General features: G+C 71.2%; 20 protein-coding genes. 12 read left to right on the forward strand and 8 right to left on the reverse strand.

Going from position 1 to position 22,505, the window contains the following annotated elements; all coding sequences use genetic code 11:
* Nucleotides 1–449: 449 nt before the first annotated feature.
* Together serS and JIW86_RS20525 are read left to right on the forward strand one after the other, a co-directional pair.
* Entirely contained in the window at nt 450–1,727 is a 1,278-nt protein-coding gene (gene serS / locus JIW86_RS20520; protein WP_215139746.1) for a serine--tRNA ligase, read from the forward strand.
* Nucleotides 1,724–2,536: an HAD family hydrolase gene (locus JIW86_RS20525; RefSeq protein ID WP_257555307.1), complete on the forward strand. Its 813-nt coding sequence runs from the start codon at nt 1,724–1,726 to the stop codon at nt 2,534–2,536. Before serS ends, JIW86_RS20525 begins: the two co-directional genes overlap by 4 nt.
* Nucleotides 2,537–2,677: 141 nt before the next feature.
* Here the strand turns inward: JIW86_RS20525 and JIW86_RS20530 are convergent, their stop codons facing one another.
* Nucleotides 2,678–3,220 (reverse strand): hypothetical protein, encoded by a 543-nt coding sequence (locus tag JIW86_RS20530; RefSeq protein WP_257555308.1) that lies wholly within the window; start codon nt 3,218–3,220, stop codon nt 2,678–2,680.
* Nucleotides 3,221–3,382: 162 nt separating this feature from the next.
* Here JIW86_RS20530 and JIW86_RS20535 point away from each other — a divergent pair, with 162 nt between their 5' ends.
* Together JIW86_RS20535 and JIW86_RS20540 are read left to right on the forward strand one after the other, a co-directional pair.
* Entirely contained in the window at nt 3,383–4,369 is a 987-nt protein-coding gene (locus JIW86_RS20535; protein ID WP_257555309.1) for a sensor histidine kinase, read from the forward strand.
* Nucleotides 4,370–4,379: 10 nt separating this feature from the next.
* Nucleotides 4,380–5,036 carry a response regulator gene (locus JIW86_RS20540; protein WP_257555310.1) on the forward strand — a complete coding sequence of 219 codons (657 nt, stop codon included), beginning with the start codon at nt 4,380–4,382 and terminating at the stop codon, nt 5,034–5,036.
* On the opposite strand, the gene JIW86_RS20545 is transcribed toward JIW86_RS20540, so the two are convergent.
* The 5 genes from JIW86_RS20545 to JIW86_RS20565 all read right to left on the reverse strand — a co-directional run bounded on the left by JIW86_RS20545 (nt 5,033) and on the right by JIW86_RS20565 (nt 9,297).
* A complete protein-coding gene (locus JIW86_RS20545; protein ID WP_257555311.1) occupies nt 5,033–5,692 on the reverse strand; it encodes a rhomboid-like protein in 660 nt (219 codons plus the stop codon). The two genes, JIW86_RS20540 and JIW86_RS20545, sit on opposite strands and share 4 nt — an antisense overlap.
* 96 nt (nt 5,693–5,788) lie before the next feature.
* Nucleotides 5,789–6,508: an ABC transporter permease gene (locus tag JIW86_RS20550; protein WP_215139751.1), complete on the reverse strand. Its 720-nt coding sequence runs from the start codon at nt 6,506–6,508 to the stop codon at nt 5,789–5,791.
* Between the two features lie 14 nt (nt 6,509–6,522).
* Complete coding sequence (locus JIW86_RS20555; protein WP_257555312.1) at nt 6,523–7,434, reverse strand: ABC transporter ATP-binding protein; 912 nt, start codon at nt 7,432–7,434, stop codon at nt 6,523–6,525.
* Nucleotides 7,431–8,318 carry an ABC transporter permease subunit gene (locus JIW86_RS20560; RefSeq protein ID WP_215139753.1) on the reverse strand — a complete coding sequence of 296 codons (888 nt, stop codon included), beginning with the start codon at nt 8,316–8,318 and terminating at the stop codon, nt 7,431–7,433. Before JIW86_RS20560 ends, JIW86_RS20555 begins: the two co-directional genes overlap by 4 nt.
* Complete coding sequence (locus JIW86_RS20565) at nt 8,308–9,297, reverse strand: ABC transporter ATP-binding protein (RefSeq protein WP_215139754.1); 990 nt, start codon at nt 9,295–9,297, stop codon at nt 8,308–8,310. The genes JIW86_RS20560 and JIW86_RS20565 overlap by 11 nt, the downstream gene beginning before the upstream one ends.
* Before the next feature lie 216 nt (nt 9,298–9,513).
* On the opposite strand from JIW86_RS20565, the gene JIW86_RS20570 reads away from it, so the two are divergent.
* The 4 genes from JIW86_RS20570 to JIW86_RS20585 are packed head-to-tail and all read left to right on the forward strand — an operon-like array spanning nt 9,514 to nt 13,961.
* Entirely contained in the window at nt 9,514–10,341 is an 828-nt protein-coding gene (locus tag JIW86_RS20570) for a M24 family metallopeptidase (RefSeq protein WP_215139755.1), read from the forward strand.
* The gene (locus JIW86_RS20575) at nt 10,338–12,128 is read left to right on the forward strand and encodes an SDR family oxidoreductase (RefSeq protein ID WP_257555313.1); all 1,791 of its coding nucleotides are present in this window, start codon (nt 10,338–10,340) and stop codon (nt 12,126–12,128) included. The genes JIW86_RS20570 and JIW86_RS20575 overlap by 4 nt, the downstream gene beginning before the upstream one ends.
* Nucleotides 12,125–13,030, forward strand: a complete 906-nt coding sequence (locus tag JIW86_RS20580; protein ID WP_215139756.1) for a metal-dependent hydrolase — start codon at nt 12,125–12,127, stop codon at nt 13,028–13,030. Before JIW86_RS20575 ends, JIW86_RS20580 begins: the two co-directional genes overlap by 4 nt.
* Before the next feature lie 10 nt (nt 13,031–13,040).
* On the forward strand, nt 13,041–13,961 hold the full coding sequence (locus tag JIW86_RS20585; RefSeq protein WP_215139757.1) for a MerR family transcriptional regulator: 921 nt from the start codon (nt 13,041–13,043) through the stop codon (nt 13,959–13,961).
* A 91-nt stretch (nt 13,962–14,052) separates the two neighbouring features.
* Here the strand turns inward: JIW86_RS20585 and JIW86_RS20590 are convergent, their stop codons facing one another.
* Complete coding sequence (locus tag JIW86_RS20590; protein WP_257555314.1) at nt 14,053–14,829, reverse strand: aquaporin; 777 nt, start codon at nt 14,827–14,829, stop codon at nt 14,053–14,055.
* 134 nt (nt 14,830–14,963) lie between these two features.
* Between JIW86_RS20590 and JIW86_RS20595 the strand changes: the two genes are divergently transcribed.
* The 3 genes from JIW86_RS20595 (at nt 14,964) to JIW86_RS20605 (ending at nt 20,522) form a co-directional block, all read left to right on the forward strand.
* Nucleotides 14,964–15,503, forward strand: coding sequence for an RNA 2'-phosphotransferase (locus tag JIW86_RS20595; protein WP_215139759.1), 540 nt, complete (start codon nt 14,964–14,966; stop codon nt 15,501–15,503).
* Nucleotides 15,504–15,681: 178 nt separating this feature from the next.
* Nucleotides 15,682–17,514 carry an HSP90 family protein gene (locus JIW86_RS20600; protein WP_257555316.1) on the forward strand — a complete coding sequence of 611 codons (1,833 nt, stop codon included), beginning with the start codon at nt 15,682–15,684 and terminating at the stop codon, nt 17,512–17,514.
* A complete protein-coding gene (locus tag JIW86_RS20605; protein WP_257555318.1) occupies nt 17,511–20,522 on the forward strand; it encodes a tetratricopeptide repeat protein in 3,012 nt (1,003 codons plus the stop codon). The genes JIW86_RS20600 and JIW86_RS20605 overlap by 4 nt, the downstream gene beginning before the upstream one ends.
* A gap of 91 nt (nt 20,523–20,613) precedes the next feature.
* On the opposite strand, the gene JIW86_RS20610 is transcribed toward JIW86_RS20605, so the two are convergent.
* Nucleotides 20,614–21,519, reverse strand: coding sequence for an LLM class flavin-dependent oxidoreductase (locus tag JIW86_RS20610; RefSeq protein WP_257555320.1), 906 nt, complete (start codon nt 21,517–21,519; stop codon nt 20,614–20,616).
* A gap of 91 nt (nt 21,520–21,610) precedes the next feature.
* On the opposite strand from JIW86_RS20610, the gene JIW86_RS20615 reads away from it, so the two are divergent.
* Nucleotides 21,611–22,498, forward strand: coding sequence for a Cof-type HAD-IIB family hydrolase (locus tag JIW86_RS20615; RefSeq protein WP_257555321.1), 888 nt, complete (start codon nt 21,611–21,613; stop codon nt 22,496–22,498).
* Nucleotides 22,499–22,505 lie beyond the last annotated feature (7 nt).

Below are 22,505 nucleotides of genomic sequence, written 5' to 3' on the forward strand. Positions count from 1 at the left end.
GGTCGACAAATCGGTCGCAGGGCACAGGTTTCGCGCTGGGGAGCGGAAGGTGAACGGCGTCACCCCCGTATCGCGGATCAACTCTTTGGGGCGAGTCATTCCCACCCGAATGAGTGTGTGAGGGTGGTTTGAACCCCGATTCACCCCCGCCTCCCGCCGGTCGGTAATGATCTATTTCCGTGTCCACAGATGCGGCGCACAGCCTGTGGATAAGATCTGAGGGAAGGTAATTCCTGTGGACAAGGAACCCCCTCCCGCCCTGCTCAGAGGCTGCACGCCGACTGACACTGTGCCCCTTTTCGGCGAATGGGCCCGCTTTTATTGACCACCCGAGAAGAGCCACTTCCGGCCAGCCGCCAAGACTTATCCATTTGCGGCAATTAGGACATAGCGACACGCAGCGTGATATCGGTGTGATCCCAGGAACCCCAGCCCGGTAGCCTGGAGGGGTGATTGACCTCCGGCTGCTCCGTGAAGACCCTGACCGTGTCCGCGCCTCGCAGCGCGCCCGTGGAGAGGACGTCGAACTCGTCGACGCACTGCTCTCCGCCGACGAGCGCCGCAGGTCCTCAGGCATGCGCTTCGACGAACTGCGCAATGAGCAGAAGTCGCTCGGCAAGCTCATCCCGAAGGCCTCTCCGGAGGAGCGGGCGGAGCTCCTGAAAAAGGCCGAGCAGCTCAAGCAGGACGTCAAGGCGGCCGAGAGCGAGCAGAACGAGGCGGACGAAGCCGCCAAGAAGCTTCTTCTCCAGCTGGGCAACATCGTCCACGAGGACGTCCCGGTCGGCGGCGAGGAAGACTTCACCGTCCTGGAGACCCACGGCACCATCCGTGACTTCGCCGCCGAGGGCTTCGAGCCCAAGGACCACCTGGAGCTCGGCGAGTCGCTGGGCGCCATCGACGTCGAGCGCGGCGCCAAGGTGTCGGGCTCGCGCTTCTACTACCTGACCGGGGTGGGCGCGCTGCTCGAGCTGGCGCTGGTCAACGCGGCCATCGCCCAGGCCACCGAGGCCGGTTTCATCCCGATGCTGACTCCGGCGCTGGTCCGTCCGCGCGCCATGGAGGGCACCGGCTTCCTCGGCCAGGCCGCGGAGAACGTGTACCACCTGGAGAAGGACGACTACTACCTGGTCGGCACCTCCGAGGTCCCGCTCGCCGCGTACCACATGGACGAGATCATCGAGGCCGACAAGCTGCCGCTGCGTTACGCCGGCTTCTCGCCGTGCTTCCGCCGCGAGGCCGGCACGTACGGCAAGGACACCCGCGGCATCTTCCGCGTCCACCAGTTCGACAAGGTCGAGATGTTCTCGTACGTCGCGCCGGAGGAGGCCGAGGCCGAGCACCAGCGCCTCCTCGAGTGGGAGAAGCAGTGGCTGACGAGCCTGGAGCTGCCGTTCCAGGTGATCGACGTCGCCACCGGTGACCTCGGTTCCTCCGCCTCGCGCAAGTTCGACTGCGAGGCCTGGATCCCGACCCAGGGCAAGTACCGCGAGCTGACCTCCGCCTCGAACTGCGACGGCTTCCAGGCCCGCCGCCTGTCGATCCGCTACCGCGACGGCAAGAAGACCCAGCCGCTGTCCACGCTGAACGGCACGCTGTGCGCCGTGCCGCGCACGATCGTCGCGATCCTGGAGAACCACCAGCAGGCCGACGGTTCGGTGCGCGTGCCCCAGGTACTCCGTCCGTACCTCGGCGGCCGCGAGGTCCTGGAGCCGATCACCAAGTGAGCCCGGCCCCGTTCCCGTACAAGCTCGTCGCGACCGATCTCGACGGCACGCTGCTGCGTGGCGACGACACCGTCTCGGAACGCACCCGTGAAGCGCTCGTCGCGGCCACCGCGGCGGGCGCGGCGCACATCATCGTCACCGGCCGTGCCGTGCCCTGGACCCGGCACGTACTGGACGATCTCGGCTACAAGGGGATCGCCGTCTGCGGGCAGGGCGCGCAGGTCTACGACGCGGGCGCGCACCGGCTGCTGACGTCGGTGACGCTGGACCGGCAGCTCGCCGGTCTGGCGCTGTCGAAGCTCGAGGCCGAGATCGGTCCGCTGGCGCTGGCGGCCAGCCGGGACGGCGTGGACGGCGAGGTCCTGTTCGGGCCCGGCTACCAGGTGCAGGAGGGCCTCCCGGCCGTCTACCTGAAGGACACCGCCGCGGTGTGGACGGCCCCGCTGAACAAGCTGTACATCCAGCACCCGGGCCTGGGCGACGACGAGCTCGTCAAGGTGGCCCGGGAGACGGTGGGCAGTCTGGTCGACATCGTGATGGCCGGTCCCGGGATCGTGGAGATCCTGCCGCTGGGGCTGACCAAGGCCACCGGCCTCTCCCTGGCCGCGCGCCGGCTCGGGGTGAAGGCGGCGGAGACGATCGCTTTCGGCGACATGCCCAACGACATCCCGATGTTCGGCTGGGCGGCGCACGGGGTGGCCATGGCCAATGCCCACGCGGAGCTCAAGGCGGTGGCCGACGAGGTGACGACCTCCAACGAGGAGGACGGCATCGCGGTGGTGCTGGAGCGTCTGCTGGGCGCCGCGTAGCGCGCACGACGTACGTACGAGAGGTCCGGGGCAGCCCGCGCCAGACGGCGCGCTCGAAGTGGCTGCCCCGGACCTTTTGTTGCTCCCCGCACGACTCACTCTGCCCCGGCCGGAATCCCCTTACCAGCGATTTTCCGTGCATCAGCCGTGGATGCGACGGCGGCGCCAGTAGGCGGCGGTCACGACCGCGAGGAGCGGGCCCCACAGCAGCAGCGGCGCGTAGCAGAGGGTCATCAGCCACCAGTAGGACCCGGTGGGGGATCCCGGCGCCGCCATGTTGGCGGACCAGTTGAAGATGCCGAGGACACCGGTCAAGGTGACGGCGGTGGCCCCGAGGGCGGCGGGTATGACGGCCGCGAGGGGTGGGATCCGCCGACCGCCCAGCCGCGGGATCCAGCTCGGCACCACCTCTCCCCAGCGCTGTACGAGGCCGAGGGTGAGCAGGCCGAGGCCTTCGGCGAAGGCACTGAGGGCCACCAGGTAGAAGGACCACACACCGGGGAAGAGCTCTGCCTCCAGTCCGCTGCCCGCTCCCCAGCCGACGGGTATGCCGACCGCGATCGCGACGCGCCACAGGCCGCTGGGGAGCAGGGTGAGGGCGGCCGCGTGGGCGGCCCAGTGGATGGGCCGGCTGACGGCAGGGGCGGCGGCGGGTACAGCGTGTGCGGCAGTGAGTGTGGTCATCGTCCAAGTCCTGTTCTGGAGACGGTGGGTGATGCCTCAAGCCTGGTCGGACGGGCCCTGCGGAACCATCCGCCGATCGGCAGGCCGGGCGGTGCCCGGGACCGGCCGGTCTCTGCCGAACGGCAGATGGCCGGTGTCCAAGGGGGCTCGTAGGGTCGGGGCGTGACCTTGAAACCGAGCGCGCTGTACGCCCCCGTGCTGGCCGCGGCGGCCCTGCTCTCCCTGGTCGGTACGGCCGTGGGCATCCCCGACACGTGGACGCTGGCGGGGACGGCGGTACTGCTGCCGCTGCTGGCCCTGGTGGCGCGCTCGTCGCCTGTGCGTTCGGGGACCATGGCCGGCGCCCTGGGCGTGGCAGCGGTGATGCTGTGGCCGGTCCCGCTGGTGTGGGCCGACGGATCGTGGCTGGAGATCGCGGGGGCGGCGGCGTTCTGGGCGGTGCCGGCCTTCGGCGCGGTGGCCGTCGGCGGCTACCTGCGCCGCCAGGCGGGCCGGATGCGGCAGGCCGTCCGGGACGCGCGACGCGACCAGCAGCTCGAACTGGCCCGCGATCTGCACGACTTCGTGGCGCACGATGTGAGCGCGATCGTGGTGCAGGCGCAGGCGGCGCGGTTCGTGGCCGCGCAGGACCCCGGGCAGGCGGTGCGTGCGCTGGAGCGGATCGAGGCCTCGGGGCTGAGCGCTCTGGAGTCGATGGACCGCACCGTGCACGCCCTGCAGGAGGCCGCGGGCGGACCGACCACTCCGGTACCGGGACTGGCGCAACTGCCGGAGCTGGTGGACCGGTTCGAGGGCGGGACGCTCGATGCCGACCCGGCGGCCGTACGGGAGCTGTCGCGTGAGGCGGACACCACGGCGTACCGGGTGGCCGTCGAGGCCCTGACGAACGTACGCCGCCACGCGCCCGGGGCGGTGGCGCGGGTCTCCGTACGCCGGGCCGGGGCCGACGTAGAGGTCAGCGTGGCCAACGCCGCGGCCCCCCGTGGCGCGGGCGGGCGGCTGCCCCGCATGCGGCGGAGCGGGACCGGACTGGCCGGACTGCGCGGGCGGGTGGAGGCGGCGGGCGGGACGCTGCGGGCCGGAGCGGACGCGGACGGCGGATGGCGGGTTTGCGCGGTCTTCCCGGCGCGGGAGCGCCCTCTCGGGTGATCATGGCGGCGTGACCACACGCATCCTGATAGCCGATGACCAAGAGGACATCCGCAGCGGTTTCCGGCTGATCCTCGACTCACAGCCGGACATGACCGTGGTGGGCGAGGCAGCGGACGGGGAGAGCGCGGTGGCGCTGGCCCGGGAGCTGCGCCCCGACGTGGTGCTGGCGGACATCCGGATGCCCCGCCTGGACGGGCTGGAGGTGACCCGGCTGCTGGCACCGCAGACGCGGGTCGTGGTGGTGACCACCTTCGACCTGGACGAGTACGTGCACACCGCACTGCGCAACGGAGCCTGCGGTTTTCTGCTGAAGCGGTCGGGGCCGGCGCTGCTCATCGAAGGGGTGCGGGCGGCGATGGCCGGGGACACGCTGATCAGTCCGCAGATCACGGTGCGGCTGCTGAGCAAGATCGCCGAGGCGGGGCCGGCCGTCACCGCGCCGCGGGCGCCCCAGCCGCATCCGCTGACCGGCCGCGAGCTGGACATCGTGCGGCTGGTGGCGCGGGGGCTCACCAATGCCGAGATCGGCGCGGAGCTGTTCATCAGCGCGGGGACGGCCAAGACCCACATCGCGAACGTCCAGGCGAAGCTCGGGGCCCGCAACCGGGTGGGGATCGCCGCGTGGGCGTGGGAGCACGGCGTGGCGAAAGCGGAAGCCGATTAGTCACGTTTCACGTGAAACAGGGGTCGTGTTTCACGTGAAACGTGGCGGGTGAGCGGCCAGGCGAGCAGGCCGACGGAGAGCGCGATGGCGTGCCCGAGGTCGGTGAAGGTGCCGCCGGTGAGGAGAGGGAGCCCGAAGAAGGCGACGGCGCCCGCGAGGTAGAGCCACCGCCAGGGGCTGGGGAGCCGGTAGGTGAGGACTCCGACGGCGGCCGCGATTCCGTAGCTGACGCCGATGTCGACGACATGGGTCATGGTGCGCGGGGCGCGGTGGTCCTGGATGGCCATCAGGAGGACCTTCTGGCTGACCAGTGTCGCGACGATGTGGGCGGTCGCGACGATCAGGAGCCAGCGCAGGGTGCCGAGCCAGCGTTCGACGGGGGCCTGGAACAGCTCGAAGAGCACGGCGTAGAGAGCGAGCGAGGCCGGGTTCTCGATCCAGAAGGCACTGCTGAGAAGCGCCCTGACGGGGTATTTGACCAGCTGGTGGATGTTGCTGCTGTTGCGGTGGAGCAGGATGTGCTCGACTCGGTCGGGCGCGATCACGACGACGATGCTGGTGATCGCGATGATCAGCAGCCAGATGTGCGTTCCGGGCGAGGAGCGTATCCAGGACCGCAGGGGCCTGGACGGCTCAGGCTCGGGGTGCTCGATCATGCACCGATGATGACGCGCGAAGCTGTGCCCCGCCTGGCCGGTGGGCCGGGCGGGGCACAGCTTCGCGCGGAGCGTGCCATGGGTCGGCGAGCGGGTCTACTCCTCGCCGGCCAGGGTGAGGCGGCGCAGCTTCTGGCCCGCGTAGACGGTGGCGCCGACGGTGACCACGATGAGCAGGACCGCGGCGGTGGGCAGGCCGACGGTGGCATCGACGTATCCCTCGCCCGCGACCTTCTCGGCCAGGGACAGGGCCCACTGCTGGACGCTGAGGGTCTTGGCACCGGAGACCAGGCTGCCGAAGAGGGATTCCCAGATCAGGGCGTAGACCAGGCCGAAGACGACCGCGTGCCGGCTGACGGTGCCCAGCAGCAGGAACAGCGCGCTGTAGGCGATCGAGGCCACGAGGGCGGCGATGGTGTAGGCGACGGCGATCTGCTGCCCGTTGCCGTTGAGGATGAAGCCGGCGATCAGGGTGGGGATCGCGGAGAAGGCCATGGTGACGGCGATCGCCACGATCAGCTTGGTCATGATGATCGTCGGCCGCTTCACCGGCTTGGAGAGCAGGTAGACGATCGATCCGTCATCGATCTCGGGGCCGATGGCGCCCGTGCCCGCGATGACTCCGATCAGCGGGACCATCGTCGCGAGGGCGAAACCGCCGAGCAGGTCGGCGGCGACCTTGTCGTCCACACCCGTGAGGGCGCGGACGGCGATGGCGATCACGATCAGCAGGGCGGGCAGCAGGAAGAGGATCAGCGCCCGGCGGCGGCCGAGCAGGGCCCGGTAGGTGAGCCGGGCAACGGTGGGGTCGTACATGGGTGCCAGCTCCTTCAGGCCGCGACGAGGTAGGAGAAGACCGACTCGAGGGACTCGTCGGAAGGCGAGACCGTCAGCAGTCGGATGCCGTGCGCGCGGGCGACCCGCGGCAGCAGCTCGGTGAAGCGCCCGAAGTCGACGGCCTGGATCCGCAGGGCGCCCTCCTTCAGGTCGACCTCGATACCGGCCGTGGACGGGTCGGCGATCAGGGCCGCGGCGAGGGCCCGGTCGTCGGAGGAGCGGACGAGGTAGCGGTGCGGGCGGTCCGTCATGAGGCGGCGGATCTTGCGGAAGTCGCCGGAGGCGGCGTGCCGGCCGGCCACGACCACCTCGATGTGCGAGGCCAGCTGCTCGACCTCCTCCAGGATGTGGGAGGAGAACAGGACGGTGCGCCCGTCGTCGCCCATCCGCCGCAGCAGGTCCATCAGCTGCATGCGCTGGCGCGGGTCCATGCCGTTGAACGGCTCGTCGAGGAGCAGCACGGACGGGTTGTGGACCAGGGCGGAGGCCATCTTCACGCGCTGGCGCATGCCCTTGGAGTACGTGGAGATCTTGCGGTCCTGGGCGTACTCCATCTCCACGGTGGCCAGCGCCCGCTGGGCCTCCGCGTCGCCGAGCCCGTGGAGTTCGGCGTTGGCGACGACGAACTCGCGGCCGGTGAGGAAGTCGTACATGGCCTCGCGCTCGGGCACGACGCCGATCTGCTTGTAGACCTGCTCGTTCTGCCAGATCTGCGTGCCGTCGAGGGTGACGGTGCCGGTGGAGGGGGCCAGGAAGCCGCCCATCATGTTGATGAGGGTGGACTTGCCGGCGCCGTTGGGGCCCAGGAGGCCGGTGACGCCGGGACCGATGCGCATGGTCACGTCGTTGACGGCGACGACGTTCCCGAACCAGCGGGAGGTGTGGTCGATGTCGATGATGGTCACAGCCCGGCCTTCCGGTAGCGGGCCATCAGGGCGGCGTAGGAGCCGGCGATGAGGCCGAGGACGACGAGCAGGTAGACGAAGCCGGTGCCGGCCGAGGGGCCTTCACCACCGGGGAAGGCGGAGGTCGCGCCGAGGAAGGCCGTCTGGACCCCGTCGATCAGGGTGATCGGGGAGAACAGGCCCATCCACTCGATGGCTCCGGTGTTCCCGGTGCTGTAGGCGATCCCCTGGACGGCGGTCACCGCGCCGAACGGGATCAGGAGCACGGCGATGATCGCGGCGACGCCGAACCCGCGGCGCGGGGTGAGCGCGGCCATGACGAGGCCGAGGCCCGAGAACAGCAACGACAGCAGCAGTACCGACACCAGTCCCTGCCCGAATCCCTTGGTCTGGTCACCGAAGTCGAACTTCGCCAGCAGCGAGCCGATCCACATGATCAGCAGCGGGGTGGCGGTGAGGATGAACAGGGCCGAGGCCATGGCGGCGAACTTGGCCACGACGTAGTCGACCCGCTCGATGGGCCGCGAGAAGTAGAGCGGCACGGTCTTGAAGCGCAGGTCCCGGGAGACCGACTGGGGTGCCTGGGAGGCGAGGTAGAGGCCGATGACCACCTGGGTGGTCAGGGCGTACGTCGTGTACTTGATCGGCAGTTCGGTGGAGCCGGGGACCGCGATGGCCACCGCGACGAGGATCAGCGCGGGGACGCACATCACCGCGAAGAGGATCATCGGCAGCACCTTGGACTTGGCGGAGCGGCCGAGTCCGTAGGCGCCGCGCAGGGACTGCGAGAACAGCGACTTGCGGGCGTAGCCGCGGCCGAGCCGGGGACCGTCGTAGGACCGGTAGCCGATGTTGTGGATCTGGGTCGAGGTGTCAGGCGCCATCGGAACCGGCTCCCTTCTGCTGGATGGGCTGCGCGGGCTGTTCGTTGTCGCGGAAGACCTCCGCGATGTGGTGGCGGCGCTGTTCCATGCGGACCAGGCCGATACCGAGGTCGGCGACGGTGTCGCGGACCGTGTCGTACGTGTCCTCGCCCGTGGCCTCGACCAGGAGGATGTGGCCGGCACCGGGCAGGCCCTGCTCCTCGGCCGCGTGCAGGGCGATGCCCGCCTCGGTGAGTGCCTTGCGCAGGGCGGCGGTGCCGTCCGGGTGCGCGTCGGAGTCGGTGACCTCGACCGCGAGGGTCGTGGTGATCTGGGTGAAGTCGCTGGTGGAGCTGGAGCGCAGCAGCTTGCCGCCGTCGACGACCACGACGTGGTCGCAGGTCCGCTCCAGCTCGCCGAGGAGGTGGGAGGTGACCAGGACGGAGATGCCGAAGTCGGTGTAGACGCGGCGGATCAGGCCGAGCATCTCGTCACGGCCGACCGGGTCGAGCCCGTTGGTGGGCTCGTCGAGGAGGACCAGCTGTGGGTCGTGGACGAGCGCCTGGGCCAGCTTCACGCGCTGCTTCATGCCCGTGGAGTAGCCGCCGATGGGGCGGTAGCGCTCCTCGTAGAGCCCCACGTGGCGCAGGGTGTCCGCGGTGCGCTCACGGGCGGCGGTGGGCGGGAGCCCGGACATGCGGGCCATGTGGACGACGAACTCGGTGGCCGAGACGTCGGGTGGCAGGCAGTCGTGCTCGGGCATGTAGCCGACGCGTTCACGGATGGCGCTGCCATGCGTGGTGACGTCGAGGCCGAGCACGGCGGCGCTGCCCTCGGTGGCGGGGGACAGTCCCAGCAGGATCTTGATCAGCGTGGACTTGCCGGCTCCGTTGGCACCCACGAGGCCGGTCACACCAGGCCCGATGTCCAGGGAGAGCCGGTCGAGGGCGGTCACTCGGGGGTACCGCTTGCTCAGGCTTTCGGTCGCGATGACAGTCACGGCTTCGACGTTAGTGGCGCAGCTCCCGCGAAACGTCAGACCTTGAGCTGGATCCGGTCTCAGCCTTCAGGCGTACATGCCCGTACTGGAGGCTGATGTGGACCGGACAACTTTGTCCACAGGTCTGTGCACGGCCCTTGACGTGATCTCCGGTCATTGTCACATTCATCAGTGTCAACTTACGGGCACGTACGGCGACCGAGACGGGTGCTGAACATGGCAGGGGACGATTTTCGCGGGTTCAGGGAAGTGCAGCGCCTCTCCTACGAGTGCGCGGAGACCGTCGCCGCGCAGCTGCGCCCCGGGATGACCGAGCGCGAGGCCGCGCGGATGCAGCGGGAGTGGCTGCGCGAGCGCGGGGTGCGCGACTGGTTCCACCTGCCCTTCGCCTGGTTCGGGGACCGCACCGCCTTCGCGAACTTCCGTATCCCGCTGCAGTTCTTCCCGACGAACCGGAAGCTGGAGCCGGGGATGCCCTTCATCCTCGACATGGCCCCGGTCTACAAGGGCTACGCGGCGGACATCGGGTACTCGGGCAGCCTCGGACTCAATCCGGTGCAGGACCGGCTCATGTCCGATCTGCAGGCCCACCGCACCCTGATCCTGGAGCAGGTGCGGGAGCGCCGCTCCCTGCGCGAGATCTACGAGAACGTCGAGCGGCTCATGAACCGGCAGGGGTACGCCAACCGGCATCGCGCCTACCCCTTCGGCGTGATCGCGCACAAGATCGACCGGGTCAAGGAGCGGCGCTGGTCCCCGACGGCGTTCGGGTTCGGCACCCAGTCCCTGAAGGGGCTGGCCTCCGACGCCCTGCACGGGCACCGTGAGGGATGGTCCCCGCTGTGGAGCCCGTACCACTTCTCCGACCACCCGCCGCAGCCCGGCCTGTGGGCGGTGGAGCCGCATCTGGGCTTCCGGGGCACCGGTGCGAAGTTCGAGGAGATCCTGGTCGTCACCGACTCCCGGGACCCCGAGGAGAGCGCGTTCTGGCTGGACGACGATCTGCCGCACGTGCGGCGCTGGGCTGAGGAGAAGGCGGCATGAGCAGCATGAACGGGACGGGTACGGCGGGACCGGCGGGCGCGCGCGAGCGCTGGGTGAGCACCGGCGGGGTGGAGCTGTGCGTGGCCGAACTCGGCGACGCCGACCAGCCCACGGTGGTCCTGGTGCACGGCTACCCGGACAGCAAGGAAGTCTGGTCGGAGGTCGCCGAGCGGCTGGCCGCCCGTTTCCACGTGGTGCTCTACGACGTACGCGGCCACGGGCGCTCGACCGCGCCGCAGCCGCTGCGCGGCGGCTTCACCCTGGAGAAGCTGACCGACGACTTCCTCGCGGTGGCCGATGCGGTCAGCCCGGACCGGCCGGTCCACCTGGTCGGCCACGACTGGGGTTCGGTACAGGGCTGGGAGTTCGCCACGGTGGCCCGTACCGAGGGCAGGATCGCCTCCTTCACCTCGATGTCGGGCCCCTCCCTCGACCACTTCGGGCACTGGATCAAGAAGCGGATGACCCGGCCCACCCCGCGCCGGGCGGCGCAGCTGCTCGGCCAGGGCGCCAAATCCTGGTACGTGTACATGCTGCACACGCCCGTGCTGCCGGAGCTCGCCTGGCGCGGGCCGCTCGGCAAGCGCTGGCCGGCGATCCTCCAGCGGTTGGAGAAGGTACCGGCCGGCTCCTACCCGACGGCCTCGTTGCCTTCGGACGCGGCGCACGGAGCCTGGCTCTACCGCGACAACGTGCGCCCCCGGCTGCGCAGGCCGCGCCCGGACGCGTACGCCCACGTACCGGTGCAGCTGATCACCCCGACCGGGGACGCCTTCCTGTCCGAGCGGCTCTACGACGACCTGGAGACCTGGGCCCCGGATCTGGTGCGCCGCACGCTGCCGGCCAAGCACTGGGTGCCCCGGACCAGGCCCGACCAGCTGGCCGCGTGGATCACCGAGTTCGTCACCGCCCGGGAGGAGCCCGCCACGCGAGCACCGGAGCAGAAGGCTCCGGGGAAGTACTCCGACCGCTTCGGCGGCCAGCTGGTCCTGGTCACCGGTGCGGCCAGCGGCATCGGCCGGGCCACCGCCTTCGCGTTCGCCGAGGCAGGGGCCCGGGTGGTGGCCGTGGACCGGGACGCCGAGGGTGCGGCGCGCACGGCGGACATGGCCCGCCTGGTCGGTGCCCCCGAGGCCTGGGGCGAGTGCGCGGACGTCAGCGACGAGCAGGCCATGGAGAAGCTCGCGGCCAAGGTGGCCGCGGAGTACGGGATCGTGGACGTCCTGGTCAACAACGCGGGGATCGGCCTGTCCGGGGCCTTCCTCGACACCAGCGCCGAGGACTGGAAGAAGGTCCTCGACGTCAATCTGTGGGGCGTCATCCACGGCTGCCGGATCTTCGGAAAGCAGATGGCCGAGCGCGGTCAGGGCGGGCACATCGTCAACACCGCCTCCGCCGCCGCCTACCTGCCCTCCAGGACCCTGCCCGCCTACAGCACCTCCAAGGCCGCGGTGCTGATGCTGTCGGAGTGCCTGCGCGCGGAACTGGCGTCGAAGTCCATCGGCGTCTCCGCCATCTGCCCGGGCATCGTCAACACCAACATCACCTCCACTTCGCGCTTCGCCGGGGTGGACGAGGCCGAGGAGAAGCGCCGTCAGGTACGCTCCTCGCGGCTGTACGGCCTGCGCAACTTCCCGCCGGAGAAGGTCGCCGACGCGATCCTGCGGGCCGTGGTGCGCAACGAGGCCGTGGTGCCGGTGACTCCCGAGTCCAAGGGCGCCCTGTGGATGTCCCGCTTCGCCCCGCGCACCCTGCGGCGCATCGCGAAGGTGGAGCCCAAGCTGTGACAGCGGCCTCGTACGTGATCAGCCCGCGCCGGGTGGCCTTCGACTGGAAGGCGACACCGCTGCACTGGATACCCGGCGAGCCCACCGCCACCCACGTCATCAACGTGCTGCACCTGCTGCTGCCCGCCGGGGAGCGGTGGTTCGTGAAGGTCTTCAAGGAGGGCCTGCCGCTGGTCACCGACCCCGAGCTGCGCAAGGACGTCAAGGGGTTCATGGGCCAGGAGGCCACGCACAGCGTGCAGCACTCCTACGTACTGGACCACCTCGCCGAGCAGCGGCTGCCGACGGAGGCGTACACGAGGCACGTGGACTTCCTCTTCGAGAAGCTGCTCGGGGAGACCCCGCCGTTCGGGGCGCCGATCTCGGCGCAGGAGTGGCTGCGCTTCCGGCTCGCGCTGGTCGCCGCCATCGAGCAGTTCACTGCGGTCCTCGGGGACTGGGTGCTGCGCGCCGAGGGGCTGGACCGGGCCGGTGCGGACGAGATCATGCTGGATCTGCTGCGCTGGCACGGCGCGGAGGAGGTGGAGCACCGCTCCGTCGCCTTCGACATGTACCAGCACTGCGGGGGAGCGGGCCTGCCCCGGTACGCGCGGCGCATCGAGGGGATGGTCGTGGTCGCGCCCGTCCTGGCGTGGCTGTGGGTGTGGGGGGCTTCGTACCTCATGCGCAACGACCCCGAACCGGGCGGCCGGCTGCGCTATTCGCTCCGCGGACACAACCGCGCGGTGGCCAAGGGCCTGCTGCCGACGTGGAGAGAGCTCGGCACGGCCATACCCCGCTACTTCCGGCGGTCGTACCATCCCTCGCAGGAGGGCTCGCTGCGCAGGGCGGTCGAGTACCTTGCGGCGTCACCTGCCGCCCGGGCCGCGGCGGGTGCGGTCGGCCGAGCCGCGATGTCGTAGGGAGCCGGGATTGTCCGAGCAGGCGGTAGCCGAGTACCGGATCGAGGATCTGGCGCACCACAGCGGGGCGACGGTGCGCACGATCCGCGCGTACCAGGACCGGGGTCTGCTGCCGAAGCCGGAGCGGCGGGGCCGCTCCAACGTCTACCGGGACACGCATCTGGCGCGGCTGCGCCAGATCGCGGACCTGCTCGACCGCGGCTACACCCTGGCCTCCATCAAGGAACTGCTGGAGGCCTGGGACGCGGGGCGCGGGCTGGGAGGCGTACTCGGGCTGGTCGCCGAGGTCCACGGGCCCTGGACCGACGAGGAGGCGGCCCGCATAAGCCGGGAGGAGCTGAACGAGCGCTTCGGCGGCAGGCCCGACGACGACGCGGTGGACGAGGCCTGCGAACTGGGTGTGCTGGAGCGGATCGCGGGCCGCCCGGACCAGTTCCTGGTGCCCTCGCCGCAGGAGCTGGCGGTGGCGGCCGAGCTGTACGCGGCCGGGGTGCCGCTGTCGGCGATCACGGGGCACTTGCGGGAGCTGCGCGGGCAGGTGGAGCACATCGCCTCGCGGTTCCTGGAGTTCACCACCGAGCACGTCTTCGCGCGCTACCTCGGGCAGGTGCCTCCGACCGACGCGGACGCGGCGGAGGCGGCGACGATGGTGCGGCGGCTGCGGCCGCTGGCCCAGCAGACCGTGGACGCGGAGCTGGCGCGGGCGATGCGGCTGTTCGCGACCCGGCATCTGCAGCGACACCTGGGGGCGAGCGGGTCACCGCAGCCGTCGGGTCCCTCTCCGGTGGCGCTGCCGGCCGGGACGGTGCGGGCGGTGCAGGACCTCGTCGGCGCCGATCACGTGGCGGAGTTCGTCCGGGCCGCGACGGAGCGGGAGCTCCAGGCCCGGACGATGAACGATCTGGCGCGGCGGGCGGAGCCCGGTCGGTAGTCCACAGGGCGGATCACTCGTTTGCCGTCAAAACCCGCCCAAACGGCTGTGGACAAGTCCCGTTTCCCTGTGGGCAACTGAGGCTGAGAGGTCAGCCGATGGTCTCGTACGCGGCCTTGGTGGGGGTCGTCCCGTCCACCGGCCCGGGCTCGGCCAGGGTCTCCACCGGCACGGGCTTCGCGGACCGGGAGGTTCCGTACAGCAGGCCGGCGAGGGCCAGGCCGAGGATCCCGCCGATCAGCTGCGCCACCACGAAACCGGGGAGGGACTCCGGGGCGATGCCGGTGAAGGAGTCGCTGAAACTGCGCCCGACGGTGCCGGCCGGATTGGCGAAGGAGCCGGAGGAGGTGAACCAGATCGCCGCGGCGATGTACGCGGCGACCGCGGCCGGAATGAGCTTGGGACGCCCGATGCGGCCGAGGCCCTGGATGACGAGGACCAGTCCGGCGGTGGCGACGACCTCGCCGACCAGCAGGTGGCCGCCGTCGCGCACCTGGGTGGCGAAGGTGCCGGGGGTCCGGCCGAACATGGCTTCCGCGAGCACCGCCCCGCCGATCGCTCCGGCCGTCTGGGCAGCGGCGTAGGCCAGTGCCTCCCGGCCGTCGAGCCCTTCCCCGCCGGTGCGCCGGGACCACCAGGCGGTGAGGGTGACCACCGGGTTGAGGTGGGCGCCGGACAGCGGCCCGAAGAGCGTGATGATCAGCCCGAGGCCGATGGCGGAGGCGAGCGAGTTGGCTATGAGGGCGACACCGGTGTCGCGGCTGAGCTCGGCGGCCTGGATCCCGGAGCCGACCACGACCACGAGCAGGCCGGCCGTGCCGATCAGTTCGGCAGCCGCACGACGTGGCAGAGAGGTATGGGCTGTCATGGTTTCTCCCCCTGAGCAGAAGTGGCAGCGGAAAATGTATTCCGTATCTTGGAATGACGATAGGGGGTGTCCACACCGGGCCGGCACCCCGAAAATCCCTGCCGGAAGGCCGCCCGACCGGGCAGGCTGGGGCCATGGATGACAGGCGCACCGTGAAGGTGTCCAAATACGTCTCGAAACACCTGCGACATCAGCCGGAACGGATCGGACTGGTGCTCGACCCCCAGGGCTGGGTGGAGATCGACGACCTGCTGCGCGCGGCCGCCGCCCACGGTTTCGCCTTCAGCCGGGCCGAGCTCGATCACGTCGTCGCCGCCAACGACAAGCAGAGGTTCGCCGTCGACGGCACCCGGATCCGGGCCAGCCAGGGCCACACGGTGGCCGTGGACCTGAACCTTCCGGAGGCCGAACCGCCCGCGTACCTCTACCACGGCACCGTCGCCGCCGCCCTGGACGCGATCCGCGCCGAGGGCCTGCGCCCGATGGCCCGCCACCACGTGCACCTGTCCCCCGACCGGGAGACCGCGACCCGGGTCGGCGCACGACGCGGCCGGCCCGTGGTGCTCAGCGTGGACGCGGGCGCGATGCGCGCCGCCGGGCACGTCTTCCGGATCAGCGCCAACGGGGTGTGGCTGGTGGACGCCGTACCGCCGCAGTTCCTGCGCTTCCAGTAGGAACCGGCAGGACGTCCCGGACCGTTCTCGGCCGGCACTTCCCGGGCGTCTTCCCCGGACGGGAATTCACTCAGAGATTGTCGGACCATCCCCCTAATCTGTTGCCCACTCCGGGATCTGTGAGGGGGGGACCTCGCGATCGCCGAACCATCCCCGTACGCACGCGAGGTGACGCCCCATGACGTCCACACCCCACAACTTCCAAGTCGATCTGCGCGGCCTGGTCGACCTGCTTTCCCACCACCTCTACTCCAGCCCGCGCGTCTACGTCCGCGAGCTCCTGCAGAACGCCGTGGACGCCGTCACCGCCCGCCAGACCCTCGACCCTCAGGCCGAGATCCGCATCCGGCTGACCGCCACCGGCGGCCGGGTGACCATCGAGGACAGCGGCATCGGCCTGACCGCCGCCGAGGCCCACTCCCTCCTCGCCACCATCGGCCGCAGCTCCAAGCGCGGCGGCGAGCACGGACTGGAGGCGGCCCGGCAGGAGTTCCTCGGCCAGTTCGGCATCGGCCTGCTCGCGTGCTTCGTCGTGGCCCGCCAGATCCGCGTCGTCACCCGGTCCGCCCGCGATCCCCAGGCCCGGCCCGTCGAATGGCTGGCCACGGACGACGGTTCGTACACCGTGCGCGAACTTCCGTACGAGGCACGCCCGGAGCCCGGGACCACCGTCGTCCTCGAGGCCCGCCCGGGCGCCGCCGAGTGGACCGTCCCGTCCAAGGTCGGGCAGCTGGCCCGCGACTACGGCTCCCTGCTGCTGTACGACATCACCTTCGACGACGGCGAGGGCGGCGAGCCGCGATCGGTCACCGACCGTCCCGCCGTCTGGGACCGGCCCTTCCCCACCCCCGCCGCCCGGCGCGTCGCGCTCGCCGGGCACTGCTCGGAGCTCTTCGGCTTCACCCCGCTCGACAGCATCGACCTCGACCTGCCGGTCGCCGGAGTGCGCGGGGTGGCGTACGTCCTGCCCGAGCCGACCAGTCCCGCCCACCGGGCCGGACACCGTGTCCACCTCAAGGGCATGCTGCTGACCGACCGGGCCGACAACCTGCTGCCGGACTGGGCGTTCTTCGTCCGGGCCGTCCTCGACACGGACACGCTGCGGCCCACCGCCTCCCGCGAGAACCTGTACGACGACGAGACCCTGGCCGCCGTACGGGACGCCCTCGGCAGCCGCGTCCGCGGCTGGCTCGCCGAGCTCGCCGCGAGCGACCCGGAGCGGCTGGCCGCCTTCCTGCGCGTCCACCACCTCGGTGTGAAGTCCATGGCCCGGCACGACCCCGAGCTGCTCGGCCTGATGCTGCCCTGGCTTCCGTTCGAGACCAGTGACGGACCGATGAGCCTGGAGCAGTTCGCGGCCGCCCACACCGATGTCCACTTCACGCGCACCGTCGAGGAGTTCCGCCAGATCGCACCGATCGCCGCGGCCCACGGACTCGGCGTCATCAACGCCGGCTACACCTACGACGCGGACCTGCTGGCCCTGCTGCCTTCCGTACGGCCCGAGCTGAAGGTCACCGAGCTGGACGCCGGAGCCGTCACCGAGCGGCTCGACCCGGTGCCCACCGCCGCCGAACTGGAACTCGCCCCCTTCCTCGCCACCGCACGCACCCGCCTGGAGCCGCAGGGCTGCGACGTCGTGCTGCGCGCCTTCCAGCCCGTCGCCGTCCCCGCCCTCTACCTCGACGACCGGCAGGCACGGCAGGAGCGGGACCGGACCGCCGCGCTGGAGAGCGCCGACTCCCTGTGGAGCGGCATCCTGGGCGCGCTGCGCGGCTCCGCGCCCCGTGCCCGCCTGGTCCTCAACCACAACAACCCGCTCATCCGGCGGATCTCCGCGCTCCCCGACGAGGCGCTGACGGGCACCGCCGTCGAGTCGCTCTACGGACAGGCCCTGCTGATGTCCCAGCGGCCCCTGCGTCCCGCCGACTCCACCCTGCTCAACCGGGCCTTCCTCGGGCTCCTGGAATGGGCGACCCACTCCACCGAGGCCCAGGAGGACCAGAAGTGACGAGCCTGACGCGTCAGGAGATCGAGCAGGGGTTGGCGGAGAACCGCCAATCCCCGGGCGGCTCCGCGCGCAACGCGCACGCCGAGGCCCTGGTCGCCGCCGCCGAGGCGAGCGGCGACCGCGCCCTCTTCCGGGAGACCCTGGACAACCTGATCAACGCCTATCTGTGGAGCTCCGAGTCCTCGAAGCTGCTGGTGCCCTTCGCCCGGCTGCTCCAGGAGTACGACAAGGATCCCGGCGCCTTCTCGGAATGGGACGCGCACTCGCTGTTCTGGCAGTTCAAGTGGGTTGCCACGGCCATCTCCGACTCCCCCGGGATCCCACTGGAGTCGGCCACCGGCTGGCTGGACGAGATGGAGCGGCGATACAGGATCGCGGGCTACAGCGAGCGGCCCGTACGGGAGGCCGAACTCTGGCTCGCCGATGCGATCGGCGACGACGAGCGGGCGGAGCGGGCCTTCAAGCGCTGGCTGGCGGCCGATCGCGACGACATGAGCGACTGCCGCGCCTGCGAGCTCAACGGCCAGGGCCAGTACGCGGTCCTGCGCGACGACGACGCCCAGGCCCTGGAGATCTGGGCGCCGGTGCTGGCGGGTGAGAACACCTGCGCCGAGGAGCCGCACCGGGTGCTGGCCACCTCCCTGCTGCCGCTGTCGCGGCTCGGCCGGACCGACGAGGCGCGCTCGAACCACCTGCGCGGCTACCGCATGGCGCGTGGCAACGAAAGCCTGCTGCCCGCGGTCGCCAAGCACATCGAGTTCTGCGCGCTGACCGGGAACGAATCGCGCGGCCTGGAGATCCTGGCCGAGCACGCCTCCCACGTCGGACCGCTCGCCAATGTCGACGACCAGCTGGCCTTCCACGGCGGCATCCTCGTACTGCTGCGCCGGCTGAGGGAGCTGGGGCACGGGCAGAGCCCGGCCGTCCCCTACGAGGGCGTGCCGCACACCGTCTCCGAGCTGTACGAGGTGCTGCACGCGGGCGCGCTCGGCATCGCCCGGCAGTTCGACGTGCGCAACGGCACCACCCGGGTCTCGGACCGGTTCCTGGCGCGGATCGGGCGGGAGCCGCTGATCGGCCACCTGCCGCTGGGGGTGCGCAGTGCGGCGCTCGGGCAGGCCGTCAGCCCCGCCGCTCCCGGCTTTTCCACCGCGCCCTCGCCGGCGATGGCGCCCACCGGGTTCGCCGAGCTGGTGGAGCGCGCCCGGCAGGCGCGTGACCTGGGCCATCCAGGCGCCGACGCACTGTGGGCCGAGGTGGCCGTACGGGTGGACGCACAGCCGGAGCCCGACCCGCTGGTCTCGGCCGACCTGGCGGACTACCGGGCGCTCGCCGCGGCGAAGCGGGGGGCCGAGGAGGCACCGGAGCTGCTGGCGGCGGTGCGCGCGGGCTACCGGGCGCTCGGGCGGGCGGAACGCGCGGCCCTGACCGACCTGCGGCTGGCGAGCGTGGCCGCACAGTCCGGGGCCGCGCCCGCGGAGATCAGGAGGCTGCTCGGCGTGGCCGTGCGGGCCGCGGAGTCGCTGGACGCCGCGGAGCCGCTGCGGACCCGGCGGATCGCGCTCGCGGAACTGACGGCGATCCGCGTGGAGTCGTACCTGCGCTCGGTCGAGGCCACCGGGGACGAGGAGCACGGGCACGGTCATGTCGAGCTGGCGGCCGAGCTGACCGCTTTCGTCGCGGCCTACGAGGGCACGCTGGCGGATCTCACGGCCGAGGCCGAGGAGATGCTGGGGCGGATCGCGCTGTCGCAGGGCGACCTGGAGCGGGCCGTGGATCTGCTGGCGGCTGCTGCGGAGCGGGCGGTCGCGGCGGGCCTGCCGTGGCAGGCGGTGGACGCGCTGGTGCTGCGGGCCGGGGTGCTGATGCGGCTGGACCGGCCTGAGGAGGCGGAGCAGGCGGCGCGTTCCGCGCTGGAGGGTGCCGCCGAGGTGACCGACGCCGAGGCGCAGGGCGTCGTACGGCTGACCCTCGCGGACATCCTGCTGCGACGGGGGGAGGCGGCCGAGGCCGCGGGGCACGCGTTGACGGGAGCCCACTGGTTCGACCAGGCCGGTCTCACCGCCGACGGCGGGGCGCAGGTCCGGCTGGTTCTGGCCCGGGCGTACGCACAGGACGGGCGGGCCGCCGAGGCGGCGGAGGTCCTGCAGTCGGCCCTTCCGGATCTGCTGGAGCACGGCGAGGAGCAGGCCGTCTTCGCCCGGGAGTTCCTGGGTGATCTGCTGCGTCGGCTGAACGAGTTCCGGCCGGCGGCGGAGCAGTACCTGCTGGCGGCGGAGACGGCCAAGGGGTGGGAGGATCCGCGGCCGCAGGCCGGCCTCGCCCAGTCGGCCGCCGACACCCTGTCCGACGCGGGGCTGGCCACGGAGGCGGTCGCCGCCTACGAACGGGCGCTGGAGCTGCACCGGCTGACGGGGGAGGCGCCGGTTGCCGAGGTGCGGGTCCTGCGCTCGCTGGCCTGGCTGGGGCTGCGCGAGGCGGTCACCGACGCGGCCGTATCGCGGGCCCGGACCTTGATGGACGAGGCGGTCGGCGTACTGGAGGCCGCGCTGACGGCGGAGCCCGGGGCTGCGCACCTGCGGTCCGAACTGGCCCAGACCTGGCACCAGCTGGCGCAGGTCCTCGACCGACGTGTCAGCGCGCAGGCGGAACACTTCGACGAGGACGAGGACGAGCACGAGGACGACGACCGGGACGGGGATGAAGGCGGGGGCGAGGACGCGCCGGAGAAGCTGAGCGAGGCGGAGATCGAGGCGCTGCGTCTGGAGGAGATCGGCCTCTGGGACCGGGCCGCCTCGGCCTATGCGGAGCTCGGACCGGACCATCTGCGGGACCGGTTCCAGTGCCTGAACAACGCCGCCTGGACGGAGCAGGAGCGGGGCCGGGCGGACGCGGGGGCCGCACGGGTCGCCGCGCTGATCGACGAGGTCAAGGCACTGCCCGAAAGCGATGTGCCCGACTGGCTTCTGCCGTCCGCCGAGCGTCTGTTCGCGCAGCTGACCGCCTGAGCCGATTGCCTGAACCGGCTGTCTGAACCGGCTGCCGTCGGTCGTCGCCGCCCCCGCCGAGGGCAGCGGCGACGACCGCGGCAGCGTGGGATCAGCTGTCCAGCTGGGCCGCGGCCTCCGTGGCGATCTTCTCGAAGACCGCCTCGTCCACGGCGAAGTCGGAGTCCGGGATCGGCGCATGGATCACCAGCTCGGTGAAGCCCAGCTCGAGGTGACGGCCCGCGAAGTCGACGAACGCGTCCACGGACGACAGCACAGCGTTGGCCTCGGGCGTGAAGCCGGTCAGCAGGATCTTCTCGATCGATGCAGAGTCCCTGCCGATCTCCGCGCAGGCCTTGTCGAGCCGGGCGAGCTGCCCGCGGATGGCCTCCAGCGACTGCTCGGGCGTGCCGTCCTCGAAGAGCTTCGGGTCACCTGTGGTCACCCAGCCCTGGCCGTGCCGCGCTGCGAGCCGCAGGCCGCGCGGCCCGGTCGCGGCGACGGCGAACGGCAGCCTCGGCCGCTGCACACAACCGGGGATGTTGCGGGCTTCCTCGGCGGAGTAGAAGGTCCCCTCGTGGCTCACCGCGCCCTCGGTCAGCAGCGTGTCCAGCAGCGGTACGAACTCGGCGAAGCGGTCGGCCCGCTCGCGCGGGCTCCACGGCTCCTGGCCCAGTGCGGTCGCGTCGAAGCCGTTGCCGCCCGCGCCGATGCCGAGCGTGACGCGCCCGCCGGAGATGTCGTCCAGGGAGATGAGCTCCTTGGCGAGGGTCACCGGGTGGCGGAAGTTCGGCGAGGTGACGAGCGTGCCCAGGCGCAGTCGCTCGGTGGCGGTGGCCGCCGCCGTCAGGGTGGGCAGCGCGCCGAACCACGGACCGTCGCGGAAGGACCGCCAGGACAGGTGGTCGTAGGTGTAGGCGGTGTGGAACCCGAGCTGCTCAGCCCGGAGCCACTGGTCACGGCCTCCTTCGTGCCATCGACGTACCGGAAGGATCACCGTGCTCAGACGAAGACTCATGCGTTCGAGACTACGGCCGCCTCATGTTTCACGTGAAACATGAGGCCTCCGGCACGGGACAATCCCACCGTGGTCCGGCCGGTCACGGGCGATGGGCGAAGATGGAGCGGTGACCTCGGCTCCCCAGTGCCCGGACGGGCCAACCCCCACCCCCCGGCTCATCGCCACCGACCTCGACGGCACCCTGCTGCGCGACGACAAGTCCGTCTCGCTCCGCACCGTCGCCGCCCTCGCCGCCGCCGAGGAGGCCGGGATCGAGGTCTTCTTCGTCACCGGACGTCCCGCCCGCTGGATGGACGTGGTCAGCGACCACGTGCACGGCCACGGCCTCGCGATCTGCGCGAACGGCGCGGCGGTCGTCGATCTGCACGCAGGGCGGGAATTCGTGCAGGTCAGAGCGCTTCCCCGAGCTGCCGCCCTGGCCGTCGTGACCGCCCTGCGGACCGCGACACCGGGCGCCTCCTTCGCGGTCGAGCTGACCACCGGCATCAACTACGAGCCTGCGTACCCGCCGTTCTTCAAGGACCCGGGCGCCCACGTCGCCATCGCCGAGAAGCTGCTCACAGAAGGCACGGACGAGAGCGCCGCGCCCGTACTCAAGCTGCTCGCGCACCACGCCGAACTGGCTCCGGACGAGTTCCTCGCCCTGGCCCGCTCGGCTGCCGGCGAGTACGCCTCGATCACCCGCTCCAGCCCGACCGCCCTGCTGGAGATCAGCGGGCAGGGTGTCTCCAAGGCGAGCACCCTGGCGTTGTGCTGCGCCGAGCGGGGCATTTCCCCCGCCGAGGTCGTGGCTTTCGGGGACATGCCGAACGACGTGGAGATGCTCAGCTGGGCGGGCACCTCCTACGCGATGGGCAACGCCCACCCGGATGTGATCGCGGCCGCGTCCGGCCGTACGACCGCCAACAACGAGGACGGGGTCGCCGTCGTCATCGAGCGCATCGTGGCCGACCGGATCGCACAGCGACAGCAGTAGGGACTCC

The sequence above is a fragment of the Streptomyces sp. NBC_00162 genome (genome assembly GCF_024611995.1).
GTDB lineage: Bacteria > Actinomycetota > Actinomycetes > Streptomycetales > Streptomycetaceae > Streptomyces.